Here is a 25,186-nt window from a genome sequence, read left to right as displayed (position 1 = left end):
ATTGATTATGAAAATAAATTATAAAGTATTCGTACTGTTATCAGCAGTGCTATTGACGAGTAAATTAGTGATAGCTCAAAAACAACAACAACCAAATGTACTTTGGGTGTTAACGGATGATCATCGTTATGATGCTATTAGTTCGTTTAATAAAATACTAACGGGAAAAGAAGAAAGTGAATTAGGGTATGTAGAATCTCCAAATATTGATCGTTTAGGTACCATGGGAACTACGTTTATAAATACCTATTGTCAAGCTTCTGGTTGTGCACCTTCTAGAGCATCTATGCATTATGGTCGTTACCCTTTTCGTTCGGGAGTGTATGAATTTGAGTATCATAATAACAATACAGAAAACTCTTATCCGCATTTACCAGAACAAATGGAAAAAATGGGATATCAAACAGTGCATGTTGGTAAACTAGGTGTTAGATTAAGAACCATTAAAAATGGTAAAGCGGTTGCTCCAGAAATGTATCAAACGGATATCAGTTCAATATTGCTTTCTTATGAAGGAATGGCTGAATGGGGGAAAATGGGTTTGCTGAAAGAAATTGATGGACAAAAATTGGTAAAGCCTTTTAAAAACATAAAATACTTAAAAACTGAAGATGGAAAATATCATTATTTCAGTAAAGAACTGGAAGAACAAAACCCACAGTTTGCTGGAATGGCAAAAGCAATCTATGATAAATTAGATTTGTTGCGTAAGCATACACCTAAAAAACCTGAAACGGAATTTAGCCAAGGTATTTTAGGAGGGGTAAGTCCAAGACCTGCAGGTGAAACACGTGATGGCTTTTATAATTCTTCTTTCAAAGAGTTTTTGTCAAGTGAAAATAAAGAATTTAAGTTGGGAACATTAACGTTTAATGGTATTGATACTTCTAAACCATTATTTTGCCATATTGGTTATGATTTTCCTCATACACCGGTTTTGCCTCCAAAAGAATATAGAGAGCGTTTTCAAAAACATACCTATAAATTACCAAAATTAACCAAGGAAGAGTGGGCTAAAATGCCAAAACAGCTTAAAAAGCAAGTAAATAATGCGTATTCTAATGAGTTTACAGATGATCAGAAGCAACAAATGATTCAAGATTACTATGCCTTTTGTGCTTATGGTGATGATTTGGTGGGTGAATCTGTAGATGCTTTTATTAAATATAGTGAAAACAAAAAACAACCTTGGTTGGTGGTGTATGTAAATGGAGATCATGGTTGGAAATTGAATGAACACGGTGCATATTCTAAATTTACACCTTGGGAAATAGATGCTCACAACCCAATTATTGTGGTTTCTTCTGATAAAAAAGCCTTTCCAGCAGGAAAAGTGGTAACGGATTATACGGAGTTTGTAGACATTGCGCCAACAATTATTGCTGCTGGTGGTGCTAATATTGATACCAAAGAGTTTAAGTATTTAGACGGAATGAACTTGGCAGATGTAGCTTCTGGTAAGGCTATTCATAGAGATTATGTGGTGGGCGAAAGTCATGCTGTTACAGGTCCAAGAGCTTATATAAGAACTAAAGAATATGCCTTTTCTATGCAAACTAGACCGAGTAAAAAACGTGGAGTTGATATGAATTGGGCAGTAAACGCGGAGTATAAAGATTTAGATCCTGCGTTGTTTGATATGACAAATGATCCTCAAGAAACAAACAATTTAGCTTTTGATAAAAAGTATCAAAAAATAGCGAAGCAATTAAAAGATAAACTTACAAATATTGTGCTTGGAGACAATAGAGCAGAGGTAAATTGGGGTAAAGGAATGAAAGCTACGGGAACAAAAGTTTATAAAAACAATTTTGCTCCTGGCGCTCATGATTATAAATTAAAGTTAGAAAAATAAATAGATTCCATATTGGTTTCTGAATTGAATTGTTTCATCAATAATCAAATTTAAATGAATAAAATAAAATTATTAATTATCGTTTTTGTGTTTAGTATTACTGCAAATGCACAAATGTCTAAGAGCAATAAAAAGTTCTTTAAAAAGATAAAGAATGAAAGAGTGGTTTCTGATCAATCTGTTGAATGGAAAAATTTTGGCCCAGGAATGTCCGGTTATAATGAAGAGTTTTGGTGTCATCCAACGGATACAAACGTAATGTTTATGGGGCCAGATATGCATGTAAGTTACGGAACTTGGGATGGCGGAATATCTTGGCAAACCATTAAAGATTCTGATGGAGACGGTACAGATATGGAACGTGTGCATGATATTGCTTTTTCTGCTCAAAACCCAGATTTTGGTGTGGCAATAGAACGTGCTGGAGATGTTTATACCTCAAATGACAGAGGTAGAACTTGGCAAGTTGTATATAGTATTCCAAGAGAAAAAGGGAAACACACTAGCAATGCACATACTAAAATTGCCATCAATCCTAAAAATGATAAAGAATGGATGATTGGAGCTGGAGATTTTTGGAATGTAAAAAACAATCACAGAAGCTTAAAAAATATTCATGGTAAACTTGATAAAAGAGCAAGTTATGGGTATGTGTTAAAAACAACCAATGGCGGAAAATCGTTTTCAAAAATTGCAACAGATATTTCTGAAGATTTGGACGTTGGGAGAATTATTTATCATCCTAAAAATCCATCAACTGTTTTTATAGCGACTAATTATGGTGTTTTTGTAAGTTATAATGGTGGAGATAAATGGGAAGCAGCTAACAAAGGATTGCCTAACAATTTACCACGTGATTTAACATCATACTATAATCCTAAAACAGGAGATTTTGTTTTGTATTTAGTAGAACAAACTATTTATGAGAAAGCAGGAAAAACTACTACCGCTAAAGGAGGTGTTTATAAAAGTACCAATAACGGAAAATCTTGGACAAATATTACGGGTAATTTAGCGATTGATTTAACTAAAATTAGTTTTTCTTCGGAAGCAGATCGTTACTACAATACTATTGGAAATTGGTTTGGAATCAATAAAAAAGAGATAAGAAAAACGCTTAAAGATTTACCTACAGAAACATTACCAGTATTCAACCATTTGGTTGTAAACCCGATAAACGAGAATGAGTTATATGTAAATTTCAATAAAAAACACGATAAAACGTTTGGTGCAGGAGATTTATGGAAAACGGAAGATGGAGGGTTAACATGGTTTGCTTGTGCTCGTGATGGTCTGTATTGGAAAAGCGGAAAAGACAAAGCATATTGGACAAGTAGAAACAATCCGATGGGAGCAAATGTTGAGTTTGCACATTTACAAACCAATATAGATAATTCGCCTGCTCGTTCTGGAAATAGAATGTTGGCAATTAATCCTAAAGGAGAAGTATTTATTGGGATAGATCAGCAAACTTTAAAATCTTCTGATCATGGTAATTCTTGGCAACAAGTAGATGATTTTGAAACATCACCAGGAAGTAAAAAATGGATTGGTCGTGGGACCAGTGATTTACCTGGACGTTTTATGCTTCATGAAACAGGAATTAAAGGAAGACGATTATTAGCAAGTGGAGAACATGGTTTATGGCAAACGACAGATTTAGATGGTTGGCCAGATAAACAAGCGGTGGCTGTAGAACAAATTGATGGTCAGGTTCACGATCATCATGGAAATCATGGGCAACATTCAACATCAACAATGGCAGTTCATCCTAACGATCCAAATACTATTTATTCTTTGGCTTGGAGACAAGAACATAGAGGAAAGTTGCGTAGAACGAAAGATGGAGGAAAAACTTGGGAAGATATTTCTACAATTTTTGAAGGAAATAATCCATCGTATAGAGGTTTGGTTACACAATATTCGTTAACCATAGACCCTAAAAATCCTAATAATATGTATTTCTGTACAGTGCGTAAACCAATTTCTGAGGTTGGTGATGGATCTGCAAAATTAACCAAAGGAGGATTTGGTTTTTATCGCTCTTTTGATGCTGGTTATACTTGGGAATTAAGTAACAAAGGTTTTGGCGAAGGAGCAAGTGTGCGTAGAATAAAATTAGATCCTAAAAATCCGAACACTATTTATGCAGCATTAAACGACAATAAAGGTGGTTTGTATAAATCGACAAATAAAGGAAGTTCTTGGGAGAAGATGGATATTCCATCAGAAATAAAGGCAGTTAATAATGTATTTATTGATAGAAATAGCCATAATATATACATTGCTACAGGAAGACGTACCGGAACTTATGAAGAAGGAGGTGTTTGGAAAAGTACAAACAACGGAAAGTCTTGGGAACAAATTTTTATGGCTCCGTTTGTGTGGCAAGTAGAAACGTCTCCTTTAGATGAAAATATTATAGTAATAAGTGTAGCTGGTCAAGCAGGAAAAGCGAGAGATCAATTTAAAAACCCAGGAATTTATGTGTCTCAAAATGGAGCAAAAACTTGGACAAAAATTAACAAAGGCTTAGGGCAACCAAACAAAATGGTTGACGTAAAACCAGATCCATATAATAAAAATGTATTGTGGAGTGCTGCTTGGGGATCAGGTTGGTTTGTTACCTATTTAAATGGTGCAACAGATGGTTGGTTAAAAGAATAATAAAATACATTATGAGAAAACTATATTTAATATTGGTGCTTTTGGTATGTAGTACGCTTGTGATTCAGGGGCAAGATGTAGAGCGATCTGCTCCGGATGATTGGAAGGGAATTGTCTTTGGAGGAAGATTGATGGATCGTTTTTTGCCAATGCCAGAAACAGGTGAAAAAACTGCAAATACTTGGGGCGCTAAAAATGTTAAACCTAGATATATTGATAATGGTTTAGAAGATAATGAATGGTCTTATTGGGGAGGAAATATTCAAATAGATGACAATGGTACATATCATTTGTTTGTCTGTAGATGGAGAGAAGACGATCCAAAAGGTCATAATGCGTGGCCAAGGTCTGAGGTGGTACATGCTATTTCAGAGAATTCAATTGGACCGTATAAAGTAAGTCAGATTATTGGTCCAGGACACAATCCGGAGATTCAAAAATTAAAAAGTGGAGGTTATTTTTTATATGCATTTAAGTTTTCCAATGCTTATTCTTACTATTCTGAAACATTAGATGGTCCTTGGGAAAAAATTGAATTTACGTATGATACGCGTCAGCGTGAATTAGAAGATCATTTTTCAAACAACACCTTTGCAAAACGTGAAGATGGTTCTATGTTGATGGTTGGTCGTGGTGGCGGTATTTGGTTAAGTGAAACTGGTTTGCCTCCCTATAAAAAAATTACGGAAGGCACTGTTTATCCTCCGTACGATGGTAGATATGAAGATCCTGTAGTTTGGAGAACGGACATTCAATACCATTTAGTCGTTAATGATTGGTTAGGAAGACTCGCTTATTATATGCGTTCTAAAAATGGAGTTGACTGGAAATTGGACAAAGGAGAAGCGTATTTACCAGGAATTGCAAAACATAAAGATGGAACAATAGAAGATTGGTATAAGTTTGAGCGGATTAAAGTGTTACAAGATGCATACGGACGCGCGTTTCAAGCAAATTTTGCGGTTTTAGATACTATCAAAAAACAAGATAAAGGTAGCGATAATCATAGTTCTAAAAATATTAGCATTCCTATGACAGTGGGGAAGAGGATAGCGCTAGTTAATACTGAGAAAATCGATAAAAATACTTCAGAAATTAAAGTATTGATAAAGGCAGAACCCGGCTTTAATCCGCATAAAGACATTGATTTAAAATCGTTGCGTTTTGGGGCATCCGAAGAAGTAGATTTTGGTAGAGGAAGTAAGTTCTTGAGAAAAGAAAAAGTAGGTAAAGACTTGTTCTTATATTTTGAAGGAAAAAATAATGGATTAACAGACGATAATTTTGTTGCAAAATTACTAGGGAGCACTAAAAAGAAATCCCTTTTATTTGGATTTGCAAGATTGCCTTGGGTAACCTATGTAACACCCATTTTATCTAGTAAATTTCCAGAGTTTTCTTTGAATGCAAAAAGTTTGAAAGCAGAGATTGAGGTAGAGAATTTTGGACAAGTAAAGTCAGATGTTTCAGAAATCACTATAGAGTATTTAGAGAATGACACTTGGCATGTTTTCAAAAAAGAAAAAATTCCTGCTTTAAAACCGTATAAAAAAACAACATTGACGCTATGGGGAAAGAAAATGATAGAAAGAAATAAGGCTATAGAAGTTAGAGTAACTATTAAAGGAAGCAATCAAAAAACAACCGTATTACAAGGATTAGTTGTCGTTAGATAATTTAGAGCAATCCTTAAAAAAAAACATAAACAAAACACATAATTATACATTTAAATATGAAAAAAGCCCTCTTACTAATTGTTGCTTTTTTATTGAGTTTCCCTTCTGTGGCGCAGCTAGATAAAAAGTATTTCAAAGATTTACAGAAAAAAGAAATGCCATCAACAGATTTGGTAGCATGGCGACAAGTAGGACCAGGTATGTCTGGTTATTGCGAAGAGTTTTGGTGTCATCCTACAGATAAAAATGTAATGATGATGTCTCCAGATATGTACAATACCTATGGTTCTTGGGATGCTGGTAAAAGTTGGAAAACTATTAAAAATGCAGACGGAATTGGTAAAGATTTAGCAAGAATGCGAAATTTTGCATTTTCTTATCAAGATGCAGCTTTTGGTTTGGCTATTTCTAGCGGTGGAAAACTATATAAAACCGAAGATACTGGTAGAAGTTGGACAGAAATAGCTTCTTTTAAAGGACGTCATTCTGTAGTTGTGGTAGATCCATCAAACGATAGAAATTGGTACATCGGTCCTGGAGATTTTTGGAATGTAAAAAAGAATTGGCGCCATATAAATGGACAAGTTGGTAAAACTAGTAAAAACGCAATTTATAGAAGTAGAGACAAAGGAAAAACGTGGGAAAATTTTAAAGTTGGAGAAACTGATAAAATAAATGTGGGTAGAATTATTGTAAACCCGAATAACTCAAAAATTATTTTGGCTGCTACAAATGAAGGGATGTTTAGAAGTGAAGATCAAGGAGAAACTTGGAAATTAAGTGGTACAGGTTTACCAGTAAATCGCCCTAGAGATCTCGATTTTTATTTTGATAAAAAAACAAAAGAGTTTGTAGTTTATTTGGTAGATCAAACAGCATTTGTACCTAACGGAAAAACAGTTTCTTCTAAAGGAGGTGTTTATAAAAGTACAGACAGCGGAAAGACTTGGCAAAATATTACTGGAAATTTAAAGGTAGATATGAGTCAGATTTCAAGTAAAACTTTACAAGGTAAATATTATAATTCTATAGCATTTTGGTTTCAGAAAAGTTCAAAAGAAATGAAAACTATGTATCCAAAATTACCAACGGACGTTTTAGATATTTGGCATAGAATACAGGTAAATCCTAAAAATAAAAACGAGATTTATTTATCACATAATAGCAAACACGACAAAGCTTTTTTACCAGGAGGTGCATGGAAATCGATCGATGGAGGAAAAACATGGAAAGCGGTTGCTAGAGAAGGTAAATATTGGATAGACGGAAAAGACAAAGCCTATTGGGAATCTCGAAATAATTTGGTAAATATGAATACCACTTTTGCTCATATGCAACCAGAAATGGACAGAAGAGAAGAGTCTTGGGGAAATCGTTTTTTAGAGTTAGATGCGGAGGGAACACCTTTTATATGTTTGGACCAACAAGTATTATCATCCGACAACGGAGGAGAAACTTGGCAACAAATAGATGATTACGAAACAGCACCAGGAAGTAAACATTGGGTTGGACGTGGCGGAAGTAATTTACCTGGTAGAACAATATTGTTAGAAACAGGGAAAAAGGACCGATATTTATTGTGTAGCGGAGAGCATGGGTTGTGGCAAACAACGTCTTTAGACAATCATCCAGATAAAATGGATGTTGCTGTAGAGCAAATAGATGGACAAATGCATCATGATGGTTCGCATTCTGCGGGTACAGTTGCTGTGCATCCAAAAGATCCAAATGTTATTTATTTTATGTCTTACAGACAGAATAATAGAGGAATGGTTCGTAAATCTATTGATGGAGGTAAAACATGGGAAAACATAGCACATATTTTTGATGCTGATGATCCAAGCCATATGAGATTGGTTTTTGTAAATTCATTAACCATCGATCCTGTAAATCCCGATAATATGTATTTCTGTGCAACGCGTAAGCCAATTTCGCAAGTTCATGGGCCATATGCGAAAACTTTAACAAAAGGAGATTATGGTTTTTACCGTTCTTTTGATGGAGGTTATACATGGGAATTAAGCACTAAAGGTTTGCATAAAACAGCAAGTTTTAGACGTGTGGTTTTAGATCCAGAAAATTCAGAGACATTATTTTCTGCCGTAAATGATGAAAATGGTGGTTTGTATAAATCGACGAACAAAGGAGGAGATTGGAAAAAGGTAACTATACCGGAAAAAATACAATTTGTAAATAATATTTTTATTGATAGAAATACAAAACACATGTTTATCTCTTGTGGAAATGAAGCAGCAACAGATGCAGGAAGTGGAGTTTGGAGAAGTAAGGATAAAGGAAAATCTTGGGAGAAAATATTTGATATGCCTTATGTTTGGCAATGTGAAACTTCGCCCGTAAATCCTGATATAATTACTGTTTCGGTACCATTACCTCCAAGAACAAAAGATAAGAAAGCGATGTTAAATCCAGGTGCTTATGTTTCGTTTGATGCTGGTAAAACATGGAGTAAAATAAATAATGGCTTAGGTCAACAAGATCGTATTGTAGATATAAAACCAGATCCATATAGAGAAGATGTTTTTTGGTGTTCGCAAAAAGGTAGCGGTTGGGCAATTGGTTATTTAAAAGGAACTAAAAAAGGTTGGTCTAAAAATTAAAGGTCTATATATGAAAACATTTTTTAAAATAGTTTTAGTTTTATTTCTGGGAGTTAATTCACTTCAGGCTAAAACAATTAAAGTTTCTTCTCAAAAAGGAACTTCTGTTGAAAAATTGAGAGAAGCTTATAAAAAAGCAAAAAAAGGAGATACTGTTTTAATAGATGTTGATGTGTTATTTAATCAGAAAGAGGCTCATTTTTTAATTGATAAAGAAGGAGTTACTTTTAAAGGTGCAAAAAGAGCAGATGGTAAAAAGTTTGAGGTTAGAAAAGTACATCAAAAATTGAACTTATTTTTATTGAAAGTAGGTTTTACAACTTTTGAAAATATCTCATTCAAAAATGCTACTAATTTGTTGCGAATTGAAGCAAAAGATAAAACGTTGTCTAATATTACTATTAAAGATTGTAACTTTTCTAATGGTAGATATACAGGGATAGATTTTAGAGGTGATTTTACAAATATTCTTGTTGAAAATACTTTTTTTGATGATTGTAAATTTAGTTTACAAACAATGGATTCTGAGGTTTTAAAGAATTTTTTAGTCACAAAATGTACTTTTAAAAGAGGAGATCATCAAATTAGTATAGACAATGCGTTTGCTAAAACGGATGCTATAGATCATGCTAACATTGTAATTGATGATTGTGTTTTTTATGTTGCCGCAAGGTTTAATATCGCTTTAGCAAATACTAGAAATGTAATTATTCAGAATAATTCTAGAATGGATGGTGGTTTGCAAGGGTATTCGCAAGCAATTCATATTGAACACGATACAAGAGATGTTTTAATTAAGAATAATACTATGAAAAATGATGTTGGTAACGCCATAATCATATTTTCCACAGGATATACTGGGCACGGAAATGGTCGTAAAATTCCGGATGAAGAAAAAATTGACTTCGGTTCTAGCAACATCACTTTAGATGGAAACACGATTACTTCAAGCAAAAAAAATGCAATAGCGATTGGTTATGGTAGAGGTTTTTTAAAAATAAAAGGAAACAATCATATCAATTCAGAAGAAAAAATAATAGGAGGTTATCAAACAAAAAACACGATGACTTTTGATATAGAACCTGATGTTATTATGAATGACATAAAATTTAAAGATATTCCAAAGGATAAATTAAAGGATTTTATTTTTATCAAAAATTAAACAAATCTCAAATAAATAAGAGCCATGAGCATTTTTAAGAGCAACACTTTTCTTTTACTATTAGTCCTAATAAGCGCCTTTCAAATTCAAGCACAAACCGAAAAGCAAAAAGAAATTAAGCAATTATTAGAAAAAAATGCTGATTGGCAAATAGAGCATTTTGAAGATACTTATAGTAGAAAGAAAAAGCATCATCCAAATCATTGGACAAATGGAGCGTTATATTCTGGAATGGTAAAATGGGCAGCATTATCCGATAATGATAAATATTATGATTGGTTAAAAAATGATATCGGAAATCAACAAAAATGGTCATATCAACATGCTCATGGTTATCACGCAGATCCTCATGCAGTAGGACAGTTATATGTCGATTTATACAAAAAGTATAAAGAAGATAAAATGTTAGCTCCTACAATTGAGTTGTTAGATTTTATTATTGATAACCCATCAGCTTCATCACTAAAATGGAAATCACCAAACCATCAAAACCGTTGGAATTGGTGCGACGCTTTATTTATGTCTCCACCTTTGTGGGCAAAAACATATAAGGTAACTGGAAATAAAAAGTACTTAGATTTTATGGTTTCTGAATTTAAAGCGACTACTAATTTTTTATTTGATAAAGACGAGCGTTTATATTATAGAGATGAACGATTTATCACAAAAAGAGATCATGATCAAAAAATATTTTGGGCACGTGGTAACGGTTGGGTATTTGCTGGTTTGGTAAATATTATGAATGAACTAAATCCTAAAAGTAAAGAGTACAAATATTTCTTAAAAATTTACAAATCAATGGCTAAGAAATTGGTGGAAATTCAAACAGAAAAAGGACATTGGGCTATGAGTTTATTAGGTGATGAATTTTACCCAACGCCAGAAACAAGTGGTTCCTCTTTCTTTGTTTATGGTTTGGCTTGGGGCGTTAATAATAAAATACTTCATAAATCAAAATATAAAAAAGCAGCCATAAAAGGTTGGAATGCGATGGCTGGTTACGTGCATGAAAACGGTATGTTGGGCTATGTTCAGCCAATTGGAGCGGCACCAGGAGTTGCTTCTAAAAATGTTACAGAAGTGTATGGAACTGGGGCTTTTTTAAGTGCGGGTACAGAAATGTATAAAATATATCATAAATAGTTTAAACCCTCTTTACATTAAAAAAGGATTTAGAAATTAATTCATAAAGATTCATAAAATGAAAAATTACCATAAGTTTTTAAAGAGTATGTTGGTTGCTTTTTTAGTAGTAGGAAGTTTAACTGCTCAAAACAAGAAGTATTTTAAAACCTTACAAACTAAAAAAGTTACAAGTGATCCGAGTTTAAAATGGACGGTAATTGGACCAGGAACTTCAGGTTATAGCGAAGATTTAAATATCCATCCGTATGATAGTGATGTGATGTTTTTAAGTTACGATATGGGAAATGGTTATGGAACCTGGAATAAAGGAGATTCTTGGACAACCTTGAATGATTATGACGGTTTAGGAAGTAAAATAAAACCGTTTAGAACAGCCTTTTCAGCAACCAACTATGATTTTGGAATTATGAAAGGAAATCAAGGAACTCTTTTTACCACTAACAATAGAGGTAGAACTTGGGAGGAAATTGAAAATTTTCCGAGTACTAAAAAATTCAATGCAGTAGCTATAGATCCTAAGGATGATAATATTTGGTATGTAGGCGCAGGTCAACACTGGAAAATAAAAGGAGTTCATAGAAGTTTAAAAGAACCACATGGTTCCAAATATAGAAATACCGAATACGGTTTTATCTACAAAACCACAGATGCTGGTAAAACTTGGATAAAAATAATGAACACTATTTCGAAAGATTTAGATGTGTTAAGAATTATTGTTGACCCTAGAAATTCTGATCAATTATATGTTTTAACCAATTTTGGATTTTACACATCAAAAGATCAAGGGAATTCTTGGGTAGAAAAGAAAAACGGTTTGCCGTATAATGATGCTAGAGATATCCAAAGTTATTATGATAAAAAATCAGGAAAGTTTAACTTATACTTGTTATTACAAACACATTATGAACCAAATGGGAAATCAGTAAAATCTGATGGAGGTGTTTATAAAAGCGAAAATAATGGAGATACTTGGAAATCAATCACCGGTAATTTACCCTTTGATATGAGTCAGATTGCTGATTATTCTTCAAGAAATTATTATCTAAAAACAATTGCGTATTGGTTTGGTATTTCAATAAAAGAAGCGAAGAAAAAATATTCAGAATACCCAACTTCAATATTACCTGTTTACAACAGATTGGTGGTAAATCCTCTAAATCCGGATGAAGTTTATATTTCTAGCAACATAAAACACGATATGAGTTTTCCGCCTGCGGAAGTTATGAAAACAGAAGATGGAGGTAAAACTTGGTTTGCTTGTGCTAGGGCTGGAGATTATTGGAAAAAAGGAGTTGATAAAGCCTATTGGGATTCTAGAAACAATCCGTCAGGAGGAAATATGACTTTTTCTCATTTAGAAGCGGCAGCAAATACGTATGGAAATTCGAAAGGCTATAGAGATTTACAAATAAATAATAAAGGGGAAGTTTTTACAGTGTACGATCAACAATTATTTATCAGCACAGATCACGGAAAAACTTGGCAACAAAGAGATGATATTGAAACATCAAAAGGAAGTGGAAATTGGGTAGGTCGTGGAAATAGTAATTTACCAGGTTTTGGTTTAAATGTAAATACGGGATTGAAAGGGCAGTACTTATTCGCTTCAGAAGAACACGGAATATGGAAATCAACAACAGACGGAGATAAGGCATATAAAGGAGCTGTGGCTTTAGAGCAAATTGAAGGTCAAACGCAAGAATTAACGGCAAAAGATCATAGAGCAACCAGTGCACCCGAAATTTCTATTGACCCTAACAATGCTAATATTTATTATATTTTACCAAACAGACAGCATTTTGCAGGCGAGTTACGTAAATCTACAGATGCTGGTAAAACTTGGTTTACAGTTTCGGAAAAACCAATGGTAAAATTTAATGCTAATGGAGTCTTGTTTTCATTCAGTCATATTATTGATAAAAAGGATTCAAATAGAATGTTGTTTACCATTCCAACGCACACACAAAGAGGGTGGCATACCAGTAAATGGATGGTAAATGGCTATTTAAGAATGACCGATTTTAAAGACTTTGGAGTTCATTTAAGTAATGATGGAGGTAAAACGTGGGAAACAAGTAATACCGGTTTACCTAATAGACCAAACGTTATGCAGATGACGTACGATAATAACTATAAAGATATCTATGCGGCTTTGGGTAGAAGTTTCGAAAAATCTGTTGGAGGTTTGTATAAAAGTAAAAACGATGGTATGTCTTGGGATAAAGTAAAAATACCCAACGAAATAAAAAGTGTCAATTTTGTAGAAGTTGATAAAAAAGGAACTCTTTATTTAGCTTGCGGAGAAGGTGCTGCAAACATAAAAGAAGGAGGAGTTTACAGAAGTACTAACAAAGGAAAATCTTGGGATAAAATTTTTGAAATGCCACATATTAAAATGGTAAAAGTTTCTCCGTTAGATGCGAATACAATTGCAGTAGTTGTGGCTCCCGGTAAAAAGGTAAAAGAAATAAATAGTGGTATTTATATTTCTGAGGATGCCGGAAAAACTTGGACAAAATACAATTATGGTTTAGGTCAGGTTGATAAAATGACAGGTTTTGAATTTGATCCTTATGATGAAAATGTATTTTGGAGTTCTTGCCACGGAAGCGGTTTTGCAAAAGGAGTATTGACTGAATAAAAGAAGGTCGGGCTTGTCCATTTTATTTTTAATTAACAAAGTGTATTATGAAAAAAATAACATTTCTAATTATTTTTATTTTATTATCGAATCTTCAACAAGGTTGGGCCGAAACCAAAATTGTGAATTGGGATGCTGGTATTACAGATTATAGCACACAATTACAAAGTTTGATTAATTCATCAGATTTGGGAGATATTATTAAGTTTGAATCTGGGAAGATTTATCCTTTTAAAAAACTTATCAATGTAAACCAAGGTATTGTTTTTACTTCTACGGATGTTGAGAAAGCGATTCTAAGAATGATGGAATCAAGTACAGACTTTTTTAAGTTAGTAAATGCATTACCAAATAATAATAGAGTCACGTTTACCAACCTTGAATTAGACGGAAATCAGAATATTACCAAAGCGGTAACAGGTAAATATGATGCCTGTTTGATTAGGTCTTACGGAAAAAAAGTAAGCGTAATTGATTGTGTTTTAAGAGATGGAGAAAACGGAATTAGAGGTCAAGTAGGTTATGCATTACACGGATTAAAGCTTGAAAATACAGATTTTTATGAGATTATAAATATCTGCGTTTTAATATTGAATAGACAAACACGTATCAATAGAATTGAAGAACTTACAGAGAAAATAGACGTAATTGGCAATCGTTTTCATCCAGGGTATCAAAGAGGAATTATATCCGATTGTGGAAATGATTTTTATGATGTTGAATTTCCAGGTGTTTCAGATGCTCAAAAAAGATATACTTATACAACCGATCTAAAAGGAACCTATATTTATGATAACGATTTTGAAGGTTGGAATAAGTGGTGTATTGGCTTTGTACAGTCTAAAAATGCACTTATTCACGGAAATAGAATGACGAATCAAGCAACTACGGCTCAGTCATATAATGCCTCAATTCATTTAGAACAGTTTGTTAGTGATATTACAATCAGCGAAAATATTTTCACAAATAATATTACAGGAGCCAGTACATTTATAGATTTTGCGGGCGGTGAAGCTAAAAGAAGATATCAAAATACACCAGAAATTATAACTCGTGATCTTGATGATGGTACTATTGGGACATGTCAACCAGGAGACATGAATAGTAATGCGCAAGCAAATTTAGATTGTCGTCCAAAACCTCATAGTTATGGGCAAAGAAGAATCTATATTTATGGCAATACTTTTAATGCAAATGAGAATGTATCTTTAGACTATGTGCTTGCAATGCATGAAGTTGAAGATTTTTATGTTGGAAGAAGTCAGGATGAAACAATCCATCATAATGTATGGAATGTCGCAAACAAACCAGATGAAGGTTTAATTAAAATAACAAAATTTGATGAAGGTGTTTGTAATGTAAAAATCGATGAGCCAATAGAAGTGACTATCGGATATAAGATTGTTTACACAACTGCAACGAAGTTAGAGGTTTCCATGAATGGATCAGAAGATTGTATTTTAATCAATCGAGAAGATTCGTTAAATGTGTTGTCAAATTCATTGAAAGATACTTTCTCTTTTTATCCAAATCCATCAAAAGAGCTTATAACAATTGAAACCCCTAATTTAGGTGCTTATAAATTGGAAGTTTATAACGCAGTAGGACAGTTAAAAAAGCAGATTTCAGTTCAGCAAGGAAACGGCAAGTACATCTTAAGTTTAAAGGAATTCAAAAATGGAATTTACCTTTTAAAGTTTATTAATGATGCAGGTGTAGAAGTTAAAAAAATGATGCTAAAATAATATACTATTTTTAGATAAATTATTACGATTCTTAAACTCATTTTGGTGTATTATAACTTTAATTGGTATTGCAATTTTGTCGTTTTATTCTTTTCTCGAATATAAAGTTAGAAGATAGGGTAAATCGAGATTTTTAAATTTCTGCTATTAAAAATCCGGCTTATTCCTTTAAATAGATAAACACTTGCCTTAATAAAAACATTTGTTTTATAGTTTCTCTGTTGATTGTGGTAACATTGAACTTAAATTAAGAATACATATGAGAAATTTATATCTAATGATTTTATGCTTGTTTGTGTATACTACAAATGCGCAAACACAATTAGCCAATATTTTTAATGACCATATGGTATTACAACGTAATACTAATGTCCATATTTGGGGTACAGATACTCCTAAATCTACCATTGAAATTATTGGAAGTTGGGGAGAAAAAGCTAGCGTCACAACAGATGCTAATGGGAAATGGAAGACAACAATTAAAACGTTAAAAGCTGGTGGACCTTATACTTTAGAAGTAAAAGGATCAGAAAACGTTACGTTAAAAGATGTTTTGTTGGGTGAAGTTTGGCTTTGTGGCGGACAATCTAATATGGCAATGGCTTTAAGAGGAAATGTTGGTCAGCATATAGAAGGAAGCAATCGTGCCATTTTAAATAGTACAAATTCTAACTTAAGGTTTTTTACAGTTCCAACAACCGTAAGCGAAGTTCCTTTAGATGATTTAAAAGGGAATTGGGAAGTATCAACCCCTAAAACCGCGGCAGCATTTAGTGCTGTTGGTTATTTCTTCGGAAAAATGATTCAAGAACATTTAGGTGTTCCTGTTGGATTAATTTCTAGTAATGTGGGCGGAACACCAGCTCAAGCTTGGACTTCAAAAGAAGTTATCTCTTCAGAATTTCCAGAATTTAATAAAGATTTTTCTAAAAAGATAAACACAAAAACGGCAACAGTTTTGTATAACGGAATGATACATCCTTTAATCCCGTATGGAATAAAAGGCGCTATTTGGTATCAAGGTGAAGCAAATAGATGGAATGCAGAACAATACTCAAGATTGTTTCCTGCCATGATTAAAAATTGGAGAGACCAATTTAAACAAGGAGATTTTCCATTCTATTTTGTGCAATTAGCCCCTTATGGGTATAAAGATTTAGAAGGTTGGGCACAATTGCAGCAATCGCAATTAAAAACAATGTTAACGGTACCAAGTACAGGTATGGCGGTAATTAATGATATTGGATATAAAACACGAATTCATCCACCAAAAAAGAGAGAAGTAGGAGAACGTTTGGCTTTTTGGGCATTGGCAAAAGATTATAATGTGGAGGGAATAACGTATTCCGGACCAACTTATAAGGCTGTGAAAATAGAAAAAAACAAAGCACTTATTAGTTTTAATCATGCTGCTTTAGGAATTACAAGTTTAGGGAAACCGTTAACAAATTTCGAGATTTCGGGAGAAAATGGCGTTTTTTATCCAGCGGAAGCTAAAATTATTATGAAAGAAAAATTACTGCAAGTTTGGAGTGATAAAGTGGCAAAGCCTAAAAATGTTCGCTATGGTTTTACCAGTTATATAGATGGATGTTTGTTTAATAATGCCGGTCTTCCTGCTTCAGCTTTTAGTACAGAAGATTGGAATGTTATATTAAAATTAAATTAAAGAAATTATAATGTCATACAATAAATATTTTATCATTTTTTCATGTTTTTTTATTAGCACTTTGTCGAATGCTCAAAATGTGGATTTCTCTTTTCAAAATAATCAATTACCAATTGATGTAAGAGCAAAATTATTAGTTTCTCAGATGACTTTAGATGAGAAAATAGGTCAAATGACTTCTAATGCAGCAGCAATTCCTAGATTTAAAATACCAAAATACAACTGGTGGAGTGAAGCTTTACATGGTGTTGCAAGAAATGGGAAAGCTACTATTTTTCCACAAGCTATTGGTTTAGGAGCAACTTTTGATCCTGAATTGGTTAAAGAAATGGCTGATGCAATTTCAACTGAAGCAAGAGCTAAATTTACCATTGCTCAAAAAAAGGGAAATTACGGAAAGTTTGCGGGATTAACTTTTTGGTCGCCAACGGTAAACTTATTTAGAGACCCTAGATATGGCCGTGGACAAGAATGTTATGGAGAAGATCCGCTCTTAATGTCTAAAATTGGGGTTGCTTTTGTAAATGGTTTACAAGGTGATGATCCAAATATTTTAAAAACAGCAGCTTGTGCAAAACACTTTGTTATGCACTCAGGTCCTGAACACGGTAAATTGACTTTTAATGTAGAGGTTTCCAAGCAAGATTTAAACGAAACCTATTTCCCTGCTTTTAAAGCCTTAGTTGAAGATGCTAAAGTAGAAGGTGTAATGACTGCCTACAATATGGTTTACGGAAAACCTTCAGTTACTAGTGAGTTTTTAATTAAGGAAACTTTACGTGAAAATTGGAATTTTGATGGATATGTAACTTCAGATTGTGGAGCTATTGGCGGTGTTTCAGGAAAACAAGGATACGCAAAATCAAGTCTTGAAGGAGCCTCTCTTGCTATAAAAGCAGGAGCTAATTTAAACTGTGGAAGTGCATATAAGCAATTGAAAACGGCAGTAGAAAAAGGAATGGTTACCGAAGAATTGATTAATGAAAGAGTGATTCAGTTATTTAAAACTCGTTTCCGTTTAGGTTTGTTTGATAAGAATAGTGATCATCCCTATACTAAAATTGGACCAGAACATATTCACAGTCAAAAACATGTTCTATTGGCAAGAAAAATTGCGCAAAAATCTATTGTTTTGTTGAAGAACAAAAATAATACACTTCCTTTATCGCCAGATATTAAGGTTCCTTATCTTACAGGACCCTTTGCAAATTCTAATGATGTGTTAATGGGGAGTTACTATGGGGTTAGTCCTTCAATGGTTTCTATTTTAGAGGGAGTTACGGATGCACTTTCATTAGGTACTTCTTTAAATTATAGAACAGGTGCTTTACCATTTCAAATAAACCCAAATCCTAAAAATTGGGCACCAAATGTAGCCGCAGAGTCAGATGCTATTATTTGTGTTGTTGGTACAACTCGTTATTTAGAAGGAGAATCAGTTGATGCTATTGCTTCAACTTGGGGTGGTGATAAAGAATTTTTAAAATTACCAGAAAACCAAATTAAATACATTCATCAATTAATTGAAAAGAAAAAGGATGCACCATTAATTTTAGTAATTGCAAGTGGAGGTCCAGTTTCTTTAGAAGGGATTGAAGAACATTGTGAAGCTATTATGCAAATTTGGTACCCAGGTGAACAAGGTGGAAACGCAGTGGCGGATATTTTATTTGGAAAAGTATCTCCTTCTGGAAAATTACCAGTTACATTTCCTAAAAACACAGCTCAATTACCTGCGTATGATAGGTATTCTATGAAAGGAAGAACTTACAAATATATGACTAAAGAGCCTATGTTTCCTTTTGGATTTGGTTTAACATATTCTGAAGCTGAATATAAAAACATGAGTTTAAATGCTCAAAAATTGAAGAAAAAAGAATCACTTGAAGTTAACCTAGAAGTTGCCAATAAAGGTGATTTTAATATTGATGAAGTTGTTCAACTATATATTTGTCCTGAAGATACTTCTGGCGGAATTCCATTGAAAAGTTTAAAAGCATTTAAACGTATTTCTTTGAATAAAGGAGAAAGTAAAAAGGTTTCTTTTTCTATAAGCCCTGAAGAGTTAAAAGTAATTAACGAAGAAGGTGAAAAGGTCTGGCGAAAAGGAAAATATAAAGTTGTAGTAGGTAACTCATCACCAGGAAAATTAAGTACTAAACTTGGTGCTGCAATACCTCAAGAAGCTATTTTTCAGTTGAGATAAAGTATCAAAACCAAAAAATGTTTGTTATGGTTTTAGTAGTTATATAGACGAATATTTATTTAATAATGCAGGTCTTCCTGCTTCAGCTTTTAGTAAAGAAAATTGGAAAACAATTCTTAAAAATTAAATTATAGACATGAATTATTTTAAGACATTACTGGTTGTTATACTATTATCAACTGCATCAAAAGTAACTGCACAAGTTACTTTGCCAAACTTTTTTAGTGATCATATGGTTTTACAAAGAAATCATAAAAATCCTATTTGGGGAAATGCAGATAAAAATGAGAAAATAACAGTTTCTATAAACGGACAAGAGCATACTACAAAAGCTAACAAAAATGGCTATTGGAAAGTAATTTTAAATTCGATGAAAGCCGGAGGACCCTATAATTTATTGGTAAAAGGTAAAAATACAGTTGAAATTAAAGACATATTAATTGGTGAAGTTTGGTTATGTTCTGGGCAATCTAATATGGGATGGAAAGTAGCAGGAACTACTTTTGCAGATTTAGAAATAGCATCAGCAAAGTATCCGAAGATTCGATTTTTAAAAGTTCCTTTAGTAGGGAATTTAGACAAACAAGATAATTTTGATGCTTCTTGGGAAGTTTGTACCCCAGAAACTGTTGGGACTTTTTCTGCCAATGGATATTTCTTCGGAAGAAAATTACATCAAACTTTAGGTGTGCCAATAGGTTTAATCAATGTAGCTTGGGGAGCTTCCGCAATTGAAACTTGGATACCAAGAGATGCTATGGATGCTTCAGGAGAATATACAGAAATGTTGGCGCAATGGGATGAAAAAATGGCGAATTATACGCAGGCTACTTTTGATAAAGAAACAAAAGCATACAAATCTTGGGAAAAAGGAGGTAAAAAAGGAAAGAGATTAAACCCAGCAAGAGATCATAGAATTGGTCAGAATACACCTGCTAATGGTTTTAACGGTTTGGTAAATCCTATTGTAGGTTACGGAATTAAAGGTGCTATTTGGTGTCAGGGAGAAACAAATTTAGGTCGTGCGTATCAATACCGTACTTTGTTTCCCTTGCTAATTAATACTTGGAGAAAATTATGGAATCAAGGCGATTTTCCTTTTTATTGGGTTCAAGTTGCTGGTTTAAAAGAAAAAACTTTAGAAATAGGAAAAGGAAATATGTGGGCAGAAATGCGAGAAGCGCAAAGTATGACGTTGTCTTTACCAAATACAGGTGAAGCTATTGTGTATGATTTATCAGAAAGTAATAATATTCATTTTAAAGACAAACAAACTTCTGCAAATCGATTGGTTTTACATGCTTTAAATAATGATTATGGCGTTAAATTGAAAGCGAAAAGTCCGAGTTATCAATCCATGAAAGTTGAAGGGAATAAAATAACAATTACATTTAAAGATGTGGCTCAAAGTTTATATGCTTTCGATGAGAATACCGTAAAAGGATTTATGATTTCGGGAAAAGATCAAAAGTTTGTGTGGGCAAAAGCGAATATTATTGGTAAAAACAAAGTTGTCGTTTTTGCAGATGAAATTAGCAAACCAATAGCAGTAAGATTTGCGTGGTCTAATAATCCGTATGCGAATTTATACGACAAAGCTAATTTGCCAGTTACTGCTTTTAGAACAGATAATTGGCCAACAATTACTTTACATAATAAAAAAGCGAATAGATAAAATATATTGTAAAATGAGAGATTTTTTAGCACTTAAATTAGTAATTGTATTTCTGTTTTTTAGTTTTTATTCATTTTCACAAAACAATTCTTCGGGTCCACCAAAACCACCAGTTGGAAAAAGGTGGGTTATGAATCCAGATTTTTCTGATGAGTTTAATGGTACCCAATTAGACGCTACCAAATGGTTAGACCATCATCCAAAATGGAAAGGTAGAGTGCCTGGTTTGTTTATGCCGTCACAAGTTTCTGTAAAAGACGGTTATCTTCAAATTAAGGGAGAAAAAATGGAAAAAGACACCATTATTCACGCTTATAATAAAGACTTAACGTTTAATATCAAAGGAGGCGCTGTAGTTTCAAAAAATGCTGCTTTTCTAGGATATTATGAAACTAAAATGAAAGCTGCTGCTACCACAATGTCTGCTACATTTTGGTTTTCAACAAATGGTGCTGCAAAAGGGCCAAATGGAAGTGATAAATATGGTCAGGAATGGGATATACAAGAATGCATAGGGCGAAGTGGTGATTTTGCCGGAAATCATTTTACAACAGGAATGAATTCAAATGGACACTTTTGGTACACTGATGTAGATAAGAAAAGGCATGATTTAAAAGCATCGAGTGTAGAATTTGCGAATAAAGAATTAGCTTCAAAAAATTTTCACGTTTACGGAGGTTGGTGGCGAAATGAAAATTATGCAAGCTATTATTACGATAACCGAGAACCAAAGCATATAAAATTCTACGATAAAGTTGTTGAAAAACCATTTAGTGAACCAATGTTTATGCGTTTGGTTTCAGAAACATATCCCTTTCCCTGGATTGAATTACCAACGGATGAGGAGTTAGCAGATCCAACAAAAAATACGGTGTATTACGATTGGGTTAGAGGTTATAAATTGGTAGATGTATTGGATAAAAAAGTGAATCAAGATTATGAAATTGGTTTAAATTTGTATAACGAAAGTATTATTTTTTCTAATATAGAAACTGAAATAGTTGCTTCAAAAGACAATGAAATAACGATTCCTATTAGTTTTAAAGCAAATAAAAAGAGAACTATTTATATCAAAATATCTGAAACTACAGATAGAACAAAAGTAAAATGGGATAAAAAAGTTGTAGAAAAAACAATAGAGGTTTCTCCAGGATATGGAAACATGGAACTTGTTTTTGAACTAAATAAAAAACTATCTAAATCATCAACTTATAAAGTGGAAGCAATTATTCGCGATGTCAAAGGAACAAATAAAACGAGAGATGCTCTAGATATTAATTCTATGTTTTTTACATTGAAGAAATAAGAATTTTTTTAAAATATTTTTATAAAAACCTAAGAAACCCATAAAGGATTTGTTTTAGGTTTTTGTGTTTATAGTAACTAAACCCATGAATATAGACCATGTATTCTGTTGTTCCGTTTATTTGTTCTAATCAAACTAGCGATATTTATTTACTTTTATTATCTAGAAAATATAGATTCATGAAAAAAAATATAAACATAAGATTCGTTATCGCTTTTGCCTTATTTAGCATTTGTTCTTTTGCTCAAAAAAATGAAAAACCAAATATTGTTTGGGTCATTACAGACGAACATAATTTTAGAACTTTAGGTTGTTATCGAGATTTAATGGAAGCTTCTCAGGCGAAACAATGGGGAGATAAAGTAGTAGAAACGCCAAATTTAGATTGGTTAGCAAAAAAAGGAGTTTTATTTACAAGTATGTATGCTTCTTCGCCAGTTTGTTCTCCTTCTAGATCTAGTATGTTTACTGGCCAATATCCGTATACCGTAAATATGCAAGTTAATAATAGAGTGCTAGATAAAAGTTATCCTACAATTGCAAATGTTTTAAATAAAGAAGGCTATAATACAGGTTATATTGGTAAATGGCATTTAGATGGTGATGCAAAACCAGGTTGGGCACCCGAGGCTACTCATGGTTTTAAGAACAATAAATACATGTTTAACAGAGGTCATTGGAAAGTTTTTGGAACCAAAGAAGATGGCACACCATTTATTGCAGCAAAAGACAAAAATGGAGCACCGTCTTATGGTATGAAAGGAGCTAATGAAAAAACTTACTCTACAGATTGGTTAATGGATAGAGCAATAGATTTTATTGGTGAACAGAAAAAAGACCCTTTCTTTTGTGTGATTAGCTTACCAGAACCTCATGGACCAGATGCTGTAAGAGCACCTTATGACACCATGTTTATGGCTAATGAATTTAATTTACCAAAAACGTTTACAGAAGGAAGAACAGAACATTCACCAAAATGGAGAAAACCATTAGAAAAAAACTTTACTGAAGAAAAATTACACAAAATGGTTGCAACTTATTTTGGTTCTGTAAAATGTATAGATGATAATGTTGGAAAGTTAATAAAATCTTTAAAGGATAAAGGTATTTTAGAAAATACAATTATTATATTTACTTCAGATCATGGAGATTTATTGGGTGAGCATAATCAAATAAATAAAGGAGCACCTTTTGAAGGATCTGCATTAATTCCGTTTATCATGTATCACAGTAATTCTATAAAACCAGGTACAATTGTAAATAAAGCCGCAAACAATACTGATTGGATGCCAACAATTTTAAATATGGTTGGTGCTAAAAACATACCAAAATCGGCAGGACAAGATTTATCGGAACTGATTAAAAATCCTGATTTAAAATCTTTTGAAGGCGTTACTTTTAGTAGAATTAATGGAAGTTGGTTAGCTGTAATTACCGATAGATATAAACTAGCAATAGATGTCTCTAAAAAATCTAGACCTTGGTTAATTGATACAGAAAAAGATCCGGATGAATTGATTAATTTTTATGGTGATAAAAACTATAAAGAGATTACCATTGAGTTGGCTAAAAAATTACAGAATTATGTAAAGGAGCAAAAAGATCCTTTTAAAGACAATGCTGAATTTAATAAAAAGTTAAAGCAAGTATTAGCTTATGGTAATAATTAGTAGAAAAAGGATAATATAAATCATAAATGAAAAAACTATATATACTATTAGCTATACTTTCTTTAGGAATTCTTGGATGTGAGCAGAAAGAAGAAAAATCTGAGGTAAATTCTGAAAATTATCAAAGTGCATCATACAAGCGTTTTAAAGAAAATAAGCTTCGTTATGAGAAATTTAATGAGTTTGAAACAAAGTTCAAATTCACAAAAATTAGTGGTATTGGGTTTGAAGAAGGGATTACTAGAAGAGATCCTTCTAGTGTTATAAAGGTAGATGACTTGTACTATGTCTGGTATACGAGACCTCCAGCTAAGATTCCTGTTGTTGGTATAAAAGCAGCTAATGATTCTCTGAGAGCATATCATTGGGATTTAGCGGAGATTTGGTATGCTACTTCTCCTGATGGTTATAAATGGACGGAAAAAGGAGTCGCAATTAAAAGAGGAAAAAAAGGAGAGTACGATCATAGAAGTGTATATACTGCAGATGTTTTAGTAGCTAAAGGTAAATATTACTTGTTTTATCAAGCAGCAAAAAGTTTAAAACAAGGTATTAAAGCTGGTAATGATCCTGTTTTTGGAGGTGATTTTCTTCCAAATGTTATTGGAATGTCTTGGGCAGATTCACCTAGTGGACCTTGGTACCGCTCAAAAGAACCTATGCTTAAGGTGGGGAGTAAAGATGATTGGGATGGTAATGTAGTTCACGATCCTTCTTTGGTTGTTAGAAATGGTAAATATTGGTTGTACTACAAAGGGTCTCCTCGTACACCTTGGGATAACAATAAAAAAGGAAATACTTTATCTAGGAAATATGCTGATATTGATAGGGCAGCAGTAGGTTTGGCTGTAGCTGATTCTCCTGAAGGACCTTATGTGAAATCAAAATACAATCCTGTAATTGTAGGCGGACATGAAGTAATTGTATGGCCTTATAAAAACGGAGTTTGTGCTATTTTAACAGAAGGGCCAGAAGCCAATAGTATTCAGTTTGCAGAAGATGGTATTAATTTTTATCCGGTAAAACATGGTTTAGAAAAACCAGAAGCAGGAGGGATGTATAGAGTTAGTAACTTTGTAGACACAGATAGTATTCCTGGAAAAGGTGTTACTTGGGGAATAATGCACCGACTTGGTAAATGGAATTACCT

At 33.1% G+C, this 25,186-nt stretch carries 14 protein-coding genes; all 14 read left to right on the top strand.

The genetic code is table 11. The features are described from left to right. Window positions 1–7: 7 nt before the first annotated feature. Window positions 8–1,855 carry a sulfatase-like hydrolase/transferase gene (locus MPF19_RS13945; RefSeq protein WP_249988704.1) on the top strand — a complete coding sequence of 616 codons (1,848 nt, stop codon included), beginning with the start codon at window positions 8–10 and terminating at the stop codon, window positions 1,853–1,855. Between the two features lie 54 nt (window positions 1,856–1,909). After that, the gene (locus tag MPF19_RS13940) at window positions 1,910–4,522 is read left to right on the top strand and encodes a WD40/YVTN/BNR-like repeat-containing protein (protein WP_249988703.1); all 2,613 of its coding nucleotides are present in this window, start codon (window positions 1,910–1,912) and stop codon (window positions 4,520–4,522) included. Window positions 4,523–4,533: 11 nt separating this feature from the next. Further along, window positions 4,534–6,198: a glycoside hydrolase family protein gene (locus MPF19_RS13935; RefSeq protein ID WP_249988702.1), complete on the top strand. Its 1,665-nt coding sequence runs from the start codon at window positions 4,534–4,536 to the stop codon at window positions 6,196–6,198. Window positions 6,199–6,254: 56 nt separating this feature from the next. Further along, on the top strand, window positions 6,255–8,816 hold the full coding sequence (locus MPF19_RS13930) for a VPS10 domain-containing protein (protein ID WP_249988701.1): 2,562 nt from the start codon (window positions 6,255–6,257) through the stop codon (window positions 8,814–8,816). Window positions 8,817–8,826: 10 nt separating this feature from the next. Further along, complete coding sequence (locus tag MPF19_RS13925) at window positions 8,827–9,978, top strand: right-handed parallel beta-helix repeat-containing protein (RefSeq protein WP_249988700.1); 1,152 nt, start codon at window positions 8,827–8,829, stop codon at window positions 9,976–9,978. Between the two features lie 24 nt (window positions 9,979–10,002). Next, a complete protein-coding gene (locus tag MPF19_RS13920) occupies window positions 10,003–11,121 on the top strand; it encodes a glycoside hydrolase family 88/105 protein (RefSeq protein WP_249988699.1) in 1,119 nt (372 codons plus the stop codon). 58 nt (window positions 11,122–11,179) lie between these two features. Beyond that, on the top strand, window positions 11,180–13,765 hold the full coding sequence (locus MPF19_RS13915) for a beta propeller repeat protein (protein ID WP_249988698.1): 2,586 nt from the start codon (window positions 11,180–11,182) through the stop codon (window positions 13,763–13,765). 47 nt (window positions 13,766–13,812) lie between these two features. Beyond that, window positions 13,813–15,510: a T9SS type A sorting domain-containing protein gene (locus MPF19_RS13910; protein ID WP_249988697.1), complete on the top strand. Its 1,698-nt coding sequence runs from the start codon at window positions 13,813–13,815 to the stop codon at window positions 15,508–15,510. Window positions 15,511–15,769: 259 nt separating this feature from the next. Next, on the top strand, window positions 15,770–17,179 hold the full coding sequence (locus MPF19_RS13905; RefSeq protein ID WP_249988696.1) for a sialate O-acetylesterase: 1,410 nt from the start codon (window positions 15,770–15,772) through the stop codon (window positions 17,177–17,179). 10 nt (window positions 17,180–17,189) lie between these two features. Next, window positions 17,190–19,385 carry a glycoside hydrolase family 3 C-terminal domain-containing protein gene (locus MPF19_RS13900; RefSeq protein WP_249988695.1) on the top strand — a complete coding sequence of 732 codons (2,196 nt, stop codon included), beginning with the start codon at window positions 17,190–17,192 and terminating at the stop codon, window positions 19,383–19,385. A 136-nt stretch (window positions 19,386–19,521) separates the two neighbouring features. Beyond that, window positions 19,522–21,060 carry a sialate O-acetylesterase gene (locus MPF19_RS13895; RefSeq protein ID WP_249988694.1) on the top strand — a complete coding sequence of 513 codons (1,539 nt, stop codon included), beginning with the start codon at window positions 19,522–19,524 and terminating at the stop codon, window positions 21,058–21,060. A 13-nt stretch (window positions 21,061–21,073) separates the two neighbouring features. Then, complete coding sequence (locus MPF19_RS13890) at window positions 21,074–22,366, top strand: LamG domain-containing protein (RefSeq protein WP_249988693.1); 1,293 nt, start codon at window positions 21,074–21,076, stop codon at window positions 22,364–22,366. A 179-nt stretch (window positions 22,367–22,545) separates the two neighbouring features. Continuing rightward, window positions 22,546–24,036: a sulfatase family protein gene (locus MPF19_RS13885; protein ID WP_249988692.1), complete on the top strand. Its 1,491-nt coding sequence runs from the start codon at window positions 22,546–22,548 to the stop codon at window positions 24,034–24,036. Between the two features lie 26 nt (window positions 24,037–24,062). Continuing rightward, the coding region (locus MPF19_RS13880; protein ID WP_249988691.1) for a glycoside hydrolase family 117 protein at window positions 24,063–25,186 on the top strand (1,124 nt) is incomplete at its 3' end.

Source organism: Polaribacter sp. Z014, assembly GCF_023555435.1.
In the GTDB taxonomy this organism is placed as follows: Bacteria; Bacteroidota; Bacteroidia; order Flavobacteriales; family Flavobacteriaceae; genus Polaribacter.
The sequence above is the reverse complement of the archived record's forward strand: the minus strand, read 5'-3'. Positions and strand labels throughout refer to the sequence as shown.

What these genes read in the sequence shown, in the direction of transcription:
- MPF19_RS13945 (WP_249988704.1), top strand. Translation starts at nt 8, where the DNA reads ATGAAAATAAATTATAAAGTATTCGTACTGTTATCAGCAGTGCTATTG.
- MPF19_RS13940 (WP_249988703.1), top strand. Translation starts at nt 1,910, where the DNA reads ATGAATAAAATAAAATTATTAATTATCGTTTTTGTGTTTAGTATTACT.
- MPF19_RS13935 (WP_249988702.1), top strand. Translation starts at nt 4,534, where the DNA reads ATGAGAAAACTATATTTAATATTGGTGCTTTTGGTATGTAGTACGCTT.
- MPF19_RS13930 (WP_249988701.1), top strand. Translation starts at nt 6,255, where the DNA reads ATGAAAAAAGCCCTCTTACTAATTGTTGCTTTTTTATTGAGTTTCCCT.
- MPF19_RS13925 (WP_249988700.1), top strand. Translation starts at nt 8,827, where the DNA reads ATGAAAACATTTTTTAAAATAGTTTTAGTTTTATTTCTGGGAGTTAAT.
- MPF19_RS13920 (WP_249988699.1), top strand. Translation starts at nt 10,003, where the DNA reads ATGAGCATTTTTAAGAGCAACACTTTTCTTTTACTATTAGTCCTAATA.
- MPF19_RS13915 (WP_249988698.1), top strand. Translation starts at nt 11,180, where the DNA reads ATGAAAAATTACCATAAGTTTTTAAAGAGTATGTTGGTTGCTTTTTTA.
- MPF19_RS13910 (WP_249988697.1), top strand. Translation starts at nt 13,813, where the DNA reads ATGAAAAAAATAACATTTCTAATTATTTTTATTTTATTATCGAATCTT.
- MPF19_RS13905 (WP_249988696.1), top strand. Translation starts at nt 15,770, where the DNA reads ATGAGAAATTTATATCTAATGATTTTATGCTTGTTTGTGTATACTACA.
- MPF19_RS13900 (WP_249988695.1), top strand. Translation starts at nt 17,190, where the DNA reads ATGTCATACAATAAATATTTTATCATTTTTTCATGTTTTTTTATTAGC.
- MPF19_RS13895 (WP_249988694.1), top strand. Translation starts at nt 19,522, where the DNA reads ATGAATTATTTTAAGACATTACTGGTTGTTATACTATTATCAACTGCA.
- MPF19_RS13890 (WP_249988693.1), top strand. Translation starts at nt 21,074, where the DNA reads ATGAGAGATTTTTTAGCACTTAAATTAGTAATTGTATTTCTGTTTTTT.
- MPF19_RS13885 (WP_249988692.1), top strand. Translation starts at nt 22,546, where the DNA reads ATGAAAAAAAATATAAACATAAGATTCGTTATCGCTTTTGCCTTATTT.